The sequence below is a fragment of the Escherichia sp. E.sYA108 genome (assembly GCF_011754335.1).
GTDB lineage: Bacteria > Pseudomonadota > Gammaproteobacteria > Enterobacterales > Enterobacteriaceae > Escherichia > Escherichia coli.
Genome location: NZ_JAAQVZ010000001.1, coordinates 1,845,148 through 1,856,808, shown reverse-complemented (window position 1 = coordinate 1,856,808; position 11,661 = coordinate 1,845,148). Strand labels below are relative to the sequence as shown.

General features: G+C 55.0%; 8 protein-coding genes. 6 read left to right on the top strand and 2 right to left on the bottom strand.

What is annotated here, in order from left to right:
* Positions 1 to 9 precede the first annotated feature (9 nt).
* On the bottom strand, positions 10 to 66 hold the full coding sequence (locus HBM92_RS08705; RefSeq protein ID WP_001386901.1) for a type I toxin-antitoxin system Ibs family toxin: 57 nt from the start codon (positions 64 to 66) through the stop codon (positions 10 to 12).
* A gap of 271 nt (positions 67 to 337) precedes the next feature.
* Complete coding sequence (locus tag HBM92_RS08700; protein WP_012767741.1) at positions 338 to 394, bottom strand: type I toxin-antitoxin system Ibs family toxin; 57 nt, start codon at positions 392 to 394, stop codon at positions 338 to 340.
* Positions 395 to 672: 278 nt separating this feature from the next.
* Here HBM92_RS08700 and mdtA point away from each other — a divergent pair, with 278 nt between their 5' ends.
* From mdtA to baeR, 6 genes are read left to right on the top strand one after another with little or no spacing between them, the layout of a single operon-like run.
* Positions 673 to 1,920 carry a multidrug efflux RND transporter subunit MdtA gene (gene mdtA, locus HBM92_RS08695; RefSeq protein ID WP_000678936.1) on the top strand — a complete coding sequence of 416 codons (1,248 nt, stop codon included), beginning with the start codon at positions 673 to 675 and terminating at the stop codon, positions 1,918 to 1,920.
* On the top strand, positions 1,920 to 5,042 hold the full coding sequence (gene mdtB / locus HBM92_RS08690; protein ID WP_001197878.1) for a multidrug efflux RND transporter permease subunit MdtB: 3,123 nt from the start codon (positions 1,920 to 1,922) through the stop codon (positions 5,040 to 5,042). The genes mdtA and mdtB overlap by 1 nt, the downstream gene beginning before the upstream one ends.
* Entirely contained in the window at positions 5,043 to 8,120 is a 3,078-nt protein-coding gene (mdtC, locus tag HBM92_RS08685) for a multidrug efflux RND transporter permease subunit MdtC (RefSeq protein ID WP_000667557.1), read from the top strand. It begins immediately after the preceding gene.
* Complete coding sequence (locus tag HBM92_RS08680; RefSeq protein ID WP_000130831.1) at positions 8,121 to 9,536, top strand: MFS transporter; 1,416 nt, start codon at positions 8,121 to 8,123, stop codon at positions 9,534 to 9,536.
* A complete protein-coding gene (gene baeS / locus HBM92_RS08675; protein WP_000675178.1) occupies positions 9,533 to 10,936 on the top strand; it encodes a two-component system sensor histidine kinase BaeS in 1,404 nt (467 codons plus the stop codon). The genes HBM92_RS08680 and baeS overlap by 4 nt, the downstream gene beginning before the upstream one ends.
* Entirely contained in the window at positions 10,933 to 11,655 is a 723-nt protein-coding gene (gene baeR, locus HBM92_RS08670; protein ID WP_000137877.1) for a two-component system response regulator BaeR, read from the top strand. Before baeS ends, baeR begins: the two co-directional genes overlap by 4 nt.
* Positions 11,656 to 11,661 lie beyond the last annotated feature (6 nt).

The following is an 11,661-nucleotide window of genomic DNA, read 5'->3' as shown; positions in this document are numbered from 1 at the left end:
CTGGTAGTCTTAGTATGCTGGGTAGCTAATGACTAAGAGCACCACGATGATGAGTAGCTTCATCATGACCCTTTCCTTATTTAAGGCCCCTTCCTCGGGAGGGGCTTTCCCGTTTCAGCGTCCCGCTGAAATCTTCGGCTTACCTCCTTTCGCCCTGTATGCAGTCTATCGCTGACTTGCGGATAAAATAGTTTCAAGTGTGATTATTGCGTAACGACTCGCAAAGAATATTTGCTGGCAGGATCGCAGACTGCAAAGTCTGCGGATTGACAATTGGACCGTGAAGGCATACTTTCAGGAATGAGGGTTGAGCGGGGTTTCCCCCGCCCTGGTAGTCTTAGTAAGCCGGGAAGCTTATGACTAAGAGCACCACGATGATGATCCACTTCATCATGACCCTTTCCTTATTTATGGCCCCTTCCTCGGGAGGGGCTTTCCCGTTTCAGCGTCCCGCTGAAATCGTCGGCTTATCTCCTTTCGCCATGCAAGCAGTCTATCGCTAACGCGTAGATAAAATAGTTTCATGTGTTATTACTGGATGTGTGCTCGCAAAAGTGCCCGTCATTCAGACGATTCCCGACAGTGTTTCATAATTCCTCCATTTTTCTCCCTTATTGGCTGGCTACACTAGTATCATTCCGCGAAACGTTTCAGGAAGAGAAACTCTTAACGATGAAAGGCAGTTATAAATCCCGTTGGGTAATCGTAATCGTGGTGGTTATCGCCGCCATCGCCGCATTCTGGTTCTGGCAAGGCCGCAATGACTCCCAGAGTGCAGCCCCTGGGGCGACGAAACAAGCGCAGCAATCGCCAGCGGGTGGTCGCCGTGGTATGCGTGCCGACCCATTAGCCCCGGTTCAGGCGGCGACCGCAGTAGAACAGGCTGTTCCGCGTTACCTCACCGGGCTTGGCACCATTACCGCCGCTAATACTGTTACGGTGCGCAGCCGCGTGGACGGTCAACTGATGGCGTTACATTTCCAGGAAGGCCAGCAGGTCAAAGCAGGCGATTTACTGGCAGAAATTGACCCAAGCCAGTTCAAAGTTGCATTAGCACAAGCCCAGGGCCAACTGGCAAAAGATAAAGCCACGCTCGCCAACGCCCGCCGTGACCTGGCGCGTTATCAACAACTGGCAAAAACCAATCTCGTATCTCGTCAGGAACTGGATGCCCAACAGGCGCTGGTCAGTGAAACCGAAGGCACCATTAAGGCTGATGAAGCAAGCGTCGCCAGCGCGCAATTGCAACTCGACTGGAGTCGCATTACCGCACCAGTCGATGGTCGCGTTGGTCTTAAGCAAGTTGATGTTGGTAACCAAATCTCCAGTGGCGACACCACCGGGATTGTGGTGATCACCCAAACACATCCTATCGATCTGGTCTTTACTTTGCCGGAAAGCGATATCGCCACCGTTGTACAGGCACAAAAAGCCGGAAAACCGCTGGTGGTAGAAGCCTGGGATCGCACCAACTCGAAGAAGTTAAGTGAAGGCACGCTGTTAAGCCTTGATAACCAAATCGATGCCACTACCGGTACGATTAAAGTGAAAGCTCGCTTTAATAATCAGGATGATGCGCTTTTCCCTAATCAGTTTGTTAACGCTCGCATGTTAGTCGATACCGAACAAAACGCCGTGGTGATCCCCACCGCCGCACTGCAAATGGGCAACGAAGGCCATTTTGTCTGGGTACTGAATAGCGAAAACAAAGTCAGCAAACATCTGGTGACACCGGGCATTCAGGACAGTCAGAAAGTGGTGATCCGCGCAGGTATTTCTGCGGGCGACCGCGTAGTGACGGACGGAATTGATCGCCTGACCGAAGGGGCGAAAGTGGAAGTGGTGGAAACCCAGAGCGCCACTACTCCGGAAGAGAAAGCCACCAGCCGCGAATACGCGAAAAAAGGAGCACGCTCCTGATGCAGGTGTTACCTCCGAGCAGCACAGGCGGCCCGTCGCGCCTGTTTATTATGCGTCCTGTCGCCACCACGCTGCTGATGGTGGCGATCTTACTCGCCGGGATTATCGGTTATCGCGCCCTGCCCGTTTCGGCGCTGCCGGAAGTGGACTATCCAACCATTCAGGTGGTCACGCTTTATCCAGGTGCGAGCCCGGATGTCATGACCTCTGCCGTTACCGCGCCGCTCGAACGCCAGTTTGGGCAGATGTCCGGCCTGAAACAAATGTCGTCGCAAAGTTCCGGCGGTGCGTCAGTTATCACCTTGCAGTTCCAGCTAACCTTACCGCTGGATGTCGCCGAGCAGGAAGTGCAGGCCGCGATTAACGCTGCGACCAACTTGTTGCCGAGCGATCTGCCTAACCCGCCGGTTTACAGCAAAGTGAACCCGGCAGATCCACCAATCATGACGCTCGCCGTCACCTCAACCGCCATGCCAATGACGCAAGTGGAAGACATGGTGGAAACCCGCGTCGCGCAGAAAATCTCGCAGATTTCCGGTGTCGGCCTGGTGACGCTTTCCGGCGGCCAGCGTCCGGCTGTTCGTGTCAAACTTAACGCTCAGGCGATTGCCGCCCTCGGCCTGACCAGCGAAACCGTGCGCACCGCCATTACCGGCGCGAACGTTAACTCAGCGAAAGGGAGCCTTGACGGCCCTTCTCGTGCGGTCACGCTGTCAGCGAATGACCAGATGCAATCGGCAGAAGAGTATCGTCAGTTGATTATCGCTTATCAGAACGGCGCTCCAATTCGTCTTGGCGATGTCGCTACTGTAGAGCAAGGAGCAGAAAACAGCTGGCTCGGCGCGTGGGCGAACAAAGAACAGGCCATTGTGATGAATGTTCAGCGCCAGCCCGGTGCTAACATTATCTCCACCGCCGACAGCATCCGGCAGATGCTGCCACAGCTCACCGAGAGTCTGCCGAAATCGGTGAAGGTGACAGTACTTTCTGACCGTACCACCAATATTCGCGCATCCGTCGATGATACTCAGTTTGAATTGATGATGGCTATCGCGCTGGTAGTCATGATTATCTACCTGTTTTTGCGTAATATTCCGGCGACCATCATTCCCGGCGTCGCAGTGCCGCTGTCGTTAATCGGCACCTTCGCGGTCATGGTGTTTCTCGATTTTTCAATCAATAACCTGACGCTGATGGCACTAACCATCGCCACCGGATTTGTGGTCGATGACGCCATCGTGGTGATCGAGAACATTTCCCGCTATATCGAAAAAGGCGAAAAACCGTTGGCGGCGGCGCTCAAAGGCGCGGGTGAAATCGGCTTTACCATTATCTCGCTGACCTTCTCGCTGATTGCGGTGTTGATCCCCCTGCTGTTTATGGGCGATATCGTCGGGCGACTGTTCCGCGAATTTGCTATTACCCTGGCAGTCGCGATTTTGATCTCAGCGGTGGTGTCGCTGACCCTGACACCGATGATGTGCGCACGGATGCTCAGCCAGGAGTCGCTGCGTAAACAGAACCGCTTCTCCCGTGCCTCGGAGAAAATGTTCGACAGGATAATCGCCGCCTATGGTCGTGGACTGGCGAAAGTGCTGAATCATCCGTGGCTGACCTTAAGCGTGGCGCTCAGCACGCTGCTGCTTAGCGTGCTGCTGTGGGTATTCATTCCGAAAGGTTTCTTCCCGGTGCAGGACAACGGCATTATTCAGGGCACTTTGCAGGCACCGCAATCCAGCTCCTTTGCCAATATGGCCCAGCGGCAACGCCAGGTCGCGGACGTGATTTTGCAGGATCCGGCAGTGCAAAGTTTGACCTCATTTGTTGGCGTTGATGGCACTAACCCGTCGCTGAACAGTGCGCGTTTACAGATCAATCTCAAACCACTGGATGAACGAGATGACCGGGTGCAAAAAGTCATCGCCCGTCTGCAAACGGCGGTAGATAAAGTGCCGGGCGTCGATCTCTTCCTGCAACCAACGCAGGACCTGACTATTGATACTCAGGTCAGCCGCACCCAGTACCAGTTTACCTTGCAGGCCACGTCACTGGATGCGCTCAGTACCTGGGTGCCACAGTTGATGGAAAAACTCCAGCAGCTGCCACAGCTTTCTGATGTCTCCAGCGACTGGCAGGACAAAGGGCTGGTGGCGTATGTCAATGTCGACAGGGACAGCGCCAGCCGCCTGGGGATCAGCATGGCGGATGTCGATAACGCCCTGTACAACGCGTTTGGTCAGCGACTGATTTCCACTATTTATACTCAGGCTAACCAGTATCGCGTGGTGCTGGAACACAACACCGAAAATACCCCAGGCCTCGCGGCGCTGGATACCATTCGCCTGACCAGCAGCGACGGTGGCGTGGTGCCGTTAAGCTCAATTGCCAAAATTGAGCAGCGTTTTGCGCCGCTTTCCATCAACCATCTGGATCAGTTCCCGGTAACGACTATCTCCTTTAACGTGCCGGATAACTATTCGCTGGGCGATGCGGTGCAGGCGATTATGGACACAGAGAAGACGCTGAATCTGCCGGTGGATATCACCACGCAGTTCCAGGGCAGCACCCTCGCCTTCCAGTCGGCATTGGGCAGCACTGTCTGGCTGATTGTCGCGGCGGTGGTGGCGATGTATATCGTGCTCGGCATTCTGTACGAGAGCTTTATTCACCCGATCACCATTCTCTCGACGCTACCCACCGCAGGGGTCGGCGCGCTGCTGGCGTTAATGATTGCCGGTAGCGAACTGGATGTGATTGCCATTATCGGCATTATTTTGCTGATCGGTATCGTGAAGAAGAACGCCATCATGATGATCGACTTCGCGCTGGCTGCTGAGCGCGAGCAAGGCATGTCGCCGCGCGAAGCTATTTACCAGGCTTGTCTGTTGCGTTTTCGTCCGATCCTGATGACTACTCTGGCGGCTCTGCTTGGTGCGCTGCCGCTGATGTTGAGTACCGGGGTCGGCGCGGAACTGCGTCGTCCGTTAGGTATCGGCATGGTCGGCGGTCTGATTGTCAGCCAAGTGCTGACGCTGTTTACCACGCCGGTGATTTATCTGCTGTTCGACCGTCTGGCATTGTGGACCAAAAGCCGCTTTGCCCGTCATGAAGAGGAGGCGTAAGTGAAGTTTTTTGCCCTCTTCATTTACCGCCCGGTGGCGACGATTTTACTGTCGGTCGCCATTACCCTGTGCGGCATACTGGGTTTCCGTATGCTGCCAGTCGCCCCGCTGCCGCAGGTCGATTTTCCGGTGATCATGGTCAGCGCCTCGCTGCCCGGTGCGTCACCAGAAACAATGGCGTCTTCCGTTGCCACGCCGCTGGAGCGCTCACTTGGGCGCATTGCCGGAGTCAGCGAAATGACCTCCAGCAGTTCGCTCGGCAGCACGCGCATTATTTTGCAGTTTGATTTTGACCGGGATATCAACGGCGCAGCGCGCGATGTGCAGGCGGCGATCAACGCCGCGCAAAGTCTGCTACCCAGCGGGATGCCCAGCCGTCCGACCTATCGCAAAGCGAACCCGTCGGATGCGCCAATTATGATCCTCACGCTGACATCCGATACTTATTCGCAGGGTGAACTGTACGATTTCGCCTCGACGCAGCTGGCTCCGACGATTTCGCAAATCGACGGTGTCGGTGATGTCGATGTTGGCGGCAGCTCGCTGCCCGCCGTACGCGTCGGGCTGAATCCGCAGGCGCTGTTTAATCAGGGCGTCTCGCTGGACGACGTACGCACTGCCATCAGCAATGCCAACGTGCGTAAACCGCAGGGGGCGCTGGAAGATGGTACTCACCGCTGGCAGATCCAGACTAACGATGAACTGAAAACCGCCGCTGAATATCAGCCGCTGATTATTCATTACAACAACGGCGGCGCGGTTCGTCTGGGCGATGTGGCGACGGTGACCGACTCAGTACAGGATGTGCGCAACGCCGGGATGACCAACGCCAAACCGGCTATTTTGCTGATGATCCGCAAGCTGCCGGAAGCCAACATTATCCAGACGGTAGACAGCATCCGCGCCCGTCTGCCGGAATTACAATCCACCATCCCGGCAGCAATTGATCTGCAAATTGCCCAGGATCGCTCCCCTACTATCCGCGCGTCGCTGGAAGAGGTTGAGCAGACGCTGATTATCTCGGTGGCGCTGGTGATTCTGGTGGTGTTTTTGTTCCTGCGTTCGGGTCGCGCCACCATTATTCCCGCCGTTGCGGTGCCGGTTTCGCTGATTGGTACGTTTGCGGCGATGTACCTGTGTGGTTTCAGTCTCAATAATCTTTCGTTAATGGCGCTCACCATCGCCACTGGCTTTGTGGTGGATGACGCCATCGTGGTGCTGGAAAACATTGCCCGTCATCTGGAAGCGGGGATGAAACCGCTACAGGCCGCGCTACAAGGTACTCGCGAAGTCGGCTTTACGGTGCTGTCGATGAGTCTGTCACTGGTGGCGGTGTTCCTGCCGCTGCTGTTGATGGGCGGATTGCCGGGTCGCCTGTTACGCGAGTTTGCCGTGACGCTTTCTGTCGCCATTGGTATTTCGCTGCTGGTTTCCCTGACGTTAACGCCGATGATGTGCGGCTGGATGCTAAAAGCCAGCAAGCCGCGCGAGCAAAAGCGACTGCGTGGCTTTGGTCGCATGTTGGTTGCTCTGCAACAAGGCTACGGCAAGTCGCTAAAATGGGTGCTCAATCATACCCGTCTGGTGGGCGCGGTGCTGCTTGGCACCATTGCGCTGAATATCTGGCTGTATATCTCGATCCCGAAAACCTTCTTCCCGGAGCAGGACACCGGCGTACTGATGGGCGGGATACAGGCTGACCAGAGTATTTCGTTTCAGGCGATGCGCGGTAAGTTGCAGGACTTCATGAAAATTATCCGTGACGATCCGGCGGTGGATAATGTCACCGGCTTTACCGGCGGTTCACGGGTGAACAGTGGAATGATGTTTATCACCCTTAAACCACGCGGCGAGCGGAGAGAAACGGCCCAACAGATTATCGATCGCTTGCGTAAAAAACTGGCGAAAGAACCGGGAGCGAATCTGTTCCTGATGGCGGTACAGGATATTCGCGTTGGCGGACGTCAGGCTAACGCCAGTTACCAGTACACGTTGTTATCCGACGACCTGGCGGCACTGCGCGAATGGGAGCCAAAAATCCGCAAAAAACTGGCGACATTGCCAGAGCTGGCTGATGTTAACTCCGATCAGGAAGATAATGGCGCGGAGATGAACCTTATTTACGATCGCGACACTATGGCGCGATTGGGAATTGACGTGCAAGCCGCCAACAGCCTGTTAAATAACGCCTTCGGTCAGCGGCAAATCTCGACCATTTACCAGCCGATGAACCAGTACAAAGTGGTGATGGAAGTTGATCCGCGCTATACCCAGGACATCAGTGCACTGGAAAAAATGTTCGTTATCAATAACGAAGGAAAAGCGATCCCGCTGTCGTATTTCGCTAAATGGCAACCGGCGAACGCTCCACTGTCGGTGAATCATCAGGGATTATCGGCGGCCTCGACCATTTCGTTCAACCTGCCGACCGGGAAATCGCTCTCGGACGCCAGTGCGGCGATCGATCGCGCAATGACCCAGCTTGGTGTGCCTTCGACGGTGCGCGGCAGTTTTGCCGGAACAGCGCAAGTGTTCCAGGAGACGATGAACTCACAGGTGATCCTGATTATCGCCGCCATCGCCACGGTATATATCGTACTGGGTATCCTTTACGAGAGTTATGTGCATCCACTGACGATTCTCTCCACCCTACCCTCGGCGGGCGTCGGAGCGCTGTTGGCGCTGGAGCTGTTCAATGCCCCGTTCAGCCTAATTGCGCTGATAGGGATCATGTTATTAATCGGCATCGTGAAGAAAAACGCCATTATGATGGTCGATTTTGCGCTTGAAGCCCAACGGCACGGTAACCTGACGCCGCAGGAAGCTATTTTCCAGGCCTGTCTGCTGCGTTTTCGCCCGATTATGATGACTACCCTGGCGGCGCTGTTTGGTGCGCTGCCGCTGGTATTGTCGGGCGGTGACGGCTCGGAGTTGCGGCAACCATTGGGGATCACCATTGTCGGCGGTCTGGTCATGAGCCAGCTTCTGACGCTGTATACCACGCCGGTGGTGTATCTCTTTTTCGACCGTCTGCGACTGCGTTTTTCGCGTAAACCTAAACAAGCGGTAACCGAGTAAATGACAGATCTTCCCGACAGCACCCGCTGGCAATTGTGGATTGTGGCTTTCGGCTTCTTTATGCAGTCGCTGGACACCACCATCGTTAACACCGCGCTTCCCTCAATGGCGCAAAGCCTCGGGGAAAGTCCGTTGCATATGCACATGGTCATTGTCTCTTATGTACTGACCGTGGCGGTGATGCTGCCCGCCAGCGGCTGGCTGGCGGACAAAGTCGGCGTGCGCAATATTTTCTTTACCGCCATCGTGCTGTTTACTCTCGGTTCACTGTTTTGCGCGCTTTCCGGCACGCTGAACGAACTGTTGCTGGCACGCGCGTTACAGGGCGTTGGCGGCGCGATGATGGTGCCGGTCGGCAGGTTGACGGTGATGAAAATCGTACCGCGCGAGCAATATATGGCGGCGATGACCTTTGTCACGCTGCCCGGTCAGATCGGGCCGCTGCTTGGCCCGGCGCTCGGCGGTCTGCTGGTGGAGTACGCATCGTGGCACTGGATCTTTTTGATCAACATTCCGGTGGGGATTATTGGCGCGATCACCACACTGATGTTAATGCCGAACTACACCATGCAGACGCGGCGCTTTGATCTCTCCGGCTTTCTGTTGCTGGCGGTTGGCATGGCGGTCTTAACCCTGGCGCTGGACGGCAGTAAAGGTACAGGTTTCTCGCCGCTGGCGATTGCTGGCCTGGTCGCAGTTGGCGTGGTAGCACTGGTGCTTTATCTGCTGCACGCCCAAAATAACAACCGCGCCCTGTTCAGTCTGAAACTGTTCCGCACTCGTACCTTTTCGCTGGGCCTGGCGGGGAGCTTTGCCGGACGTATTGGCAGTGGCATGTTGCCCTTTATGACACCGGTTTTCCTGCAAATTGGTTTCGGTTTCTCGCCGTTTCATGCCGGGCTGATGATGATCCCGATGGTACTCGGCAGCATGGGAATGAAGCGAATTGTGGTACAGGTAGTGAATCGCTTTGGTTATCGTCGGGTACTGGTGGCGACCACGCTGGGCCTGTCGCTGGTCACCCTGTTGTTTATGACTACCGCTCTGCTGGGCTGGTACTACGTTTTGCCGTTCGTCCTGTTTTTACAAGGAATGGTCAACTCGACGCGTTTCTCCTCCATGAACACCCTGACGCTGAAAGATCTCCCGGACAACCTGGCGAGCAGCGGCAACAGCCTGCTGTCAATGATTATGCAATTGTCGATGAGTATTGGCGTCACCATCGCCGGGCTGTTGCTGGGACTTTTTGGTTCGCAGCATGTCAGCGTCGACAGCGGCACCACACAAACCGTCTTTATGTACACCTGGCTTAGCATGGCGTCTATCATCGCCCTTCCGGCGTTCATCTTTGCCAGAGTGCCGAACGATACGCATCAAAATGTGGCTATTTCACGGCGAAAAAGGAGCGCGCAATGAAGTTCTGGCGACCCGGTATTACCGGCAAACTGTTTCTGGCGATTTTCGCCACCTGCATTGTCTTATTGATCACGATGCACTGGGCGGTACGTATCAGTTTTGAGCGCGGCTTTATCGATTACATCAAGCATGGTAATGAACAACGGCTGCAAATGCTCGGCGATGCGCTTGGTGAGCAGTACGCCCAGCACGGGAACTGGCGCTTCCTGCGTAATAACGATCGCTTTGTATTTCAGATCCTACGTTCACTGGAGCATGATAACAACGAAGATAAGCCCGGCCCCGGTATGCCACCACACGGCTGGCGCACGCAATTTTGGGTGGTTGATCAAAATAATAAAGTGCTGGTTGGCCCGCGAGCACCGGTTCCACCCGACGGCACACGGCGGCCCATTATGGTCAATGGTGCGGAAGTTGGCGCGGTGATCGCCTCCCCTGTTGAACGACTGACCCGTAATACTGATATCAATTTTGACAGACAACAGCGGCAAACCAGTTGGCTGATTGTGGCTTTATCTACCTTATTAGCGGCGCTGGCGACATTCCCACTGGCGCGCGGTTTGCTGGCTCCGGTAAAACGACTGGTGGATGGCACGCACAAACTGGCAGCGGGTGATTTCACTACTCGCGTAGCCCCCACCAGCGAAGATGAGTTGGGCAGACTGGCAGAGGATTTCAATCAACTCGCCAGCACACTGGAGAAAAACCAGCAGATGCGCCGCGATTTTATGGCCGATATTTCTCATGAACTGCGCACGCCTTTAGCAGTACTGCGCGGCGAACTGGAAGCCATTCAGGATGGTGTGCGTAAATTCACGCCGGAGACGCTGGCTTCTTTACAGGCAGAAGTCGGTACGCTGACAAAACTGGTTGACGATCTCCATCAATTGTCGATGTCTGATGAAGGCGCTCTCGCCTATCAAAAAGCACCGGTAGATTTGATCCCACTGCTGGAAGTGGCGGGAGGCGCATTTCGCGAACGATTCGCCAGCCGTGGCCTGAAATTGCAATTTTCCCTGCCAGACAGTATTACCGTATTTGGCGATCGCGATCGTTTAATGCAGTTGTTCAATAACTTACTAGAAAACAGCCTGCGCTACACTGACAGCGGCGGCAGCCTGAAAATCTCTGCCGAACAGCACGACAAAACGGTGCGCCTGACCTTTGCCGACAGTGCGCCGGGTGTCAGTGACGATCAGCTACAAAAATTGTTTGAACGTTTTTATCGCACCGAAGGTTCCCGCAACCGCGCCAGCGGTGGTTCCGGGCTGGGGCTGGCGATTTGCCTGAACATTGTTGAAGCACATAACGGCCGCATTATTGCCGCCCATTCGCCTTTTGGCGGGCTTAGCATTACAGTAGAGTTACCGCTGGAACGGGATTTACAGAGAGAAGTATGACCGAGTTACCAATCGACGAAAACACACCGCGTATTTTGATCGTGGAAGATGAACCGAAGCTGGGGCAGTTGCTCATTGATTATCTGCGTGCTGCGAGCTATGCGCCAACGTTGATTAGCCACGGCGATCAGGTACTGCCATATGTGCGCCAGACACCACCGGATCTGATACTGTTGGATCTGATGCTCCCTGGCACCGATGGCCTGACGCTGTGTCGGGAGATTCGTCGTTTTTCTGACATTCCGATCGTGATGGTGACAGCAAAAATCGAAGAGATCGACCGCCTGCTCGGACTGGAGATTGGCGCAGATGATTATATCTGCAAGCCGTACAGCCCACGGGAAGTGGTAGCGCGCGTCAAAACCATTTTGCGCCGTTGCAAACCGCAGCGCGAGTTGCAGCAACAGGATGCTGAAAGCCCGTTGATTATCGACGAAGGTCGTTTTCAGGCTTCCTGGCGCGGTAAAATGCTTGACCTGACGCCTGCAGAATTTCGTCTGCTGAAAACGCTCTCTCATGAACCAGGAAAAGTGTTCTCCCGCGAGCAGTTGCTGAACCATCTTTATGACGACTACCGCGTGGTAACCGACCGTACCATCGACAGCCACATTAAAAACCTGCGCCGCAAGCTGGAATCTCTCGACGCCGAACAGTCATTTATCCGCGCCGTTTACGGCGTCGGTTACCGCTGGGAAGCCGACGCCTGCCGCATCGTTTAACATTTT

What these genes read in the sequence shown, in the direction of transcription:
- baeS (WP_000675178.1), top strand. Translation starts at nt 9,533, where the DNA reads ATGAAGTTCTGGCGACCCGGTATTACCGGCAAACTGTTTCTGGCGATT.
- baeR (WP_000137877.1), top strand. Translation starts at nt 10,933, where the DNA reads ATGACCGAGTTACCAATCGACGAAAACACACCGCGTATTTTGATCGTG.
- mdtB (WP_001197878.1), top strand. Translation starts at nt 1,920, where the DNA reads ATGCAGGTGTTACCTCCGAGCAGCACAGGCGGCCCGTCGCGCCTGTTT.
- mdtA (WP_000678936.1), top strand. Translation starts at nt 673, where the DNA reads ATGAAAGGCAGTTATAAATCCCGTTGGGTAATCGTAATCGTGGTGGTT.
- HBM92_RS08680 (WP_000130831.1), top strand. Translation starts at nt 8,121, where the DNA reads ATGACAGATCTTCCCGACAGCACCCGCTGGCAATTGTGGATTGTGGCT.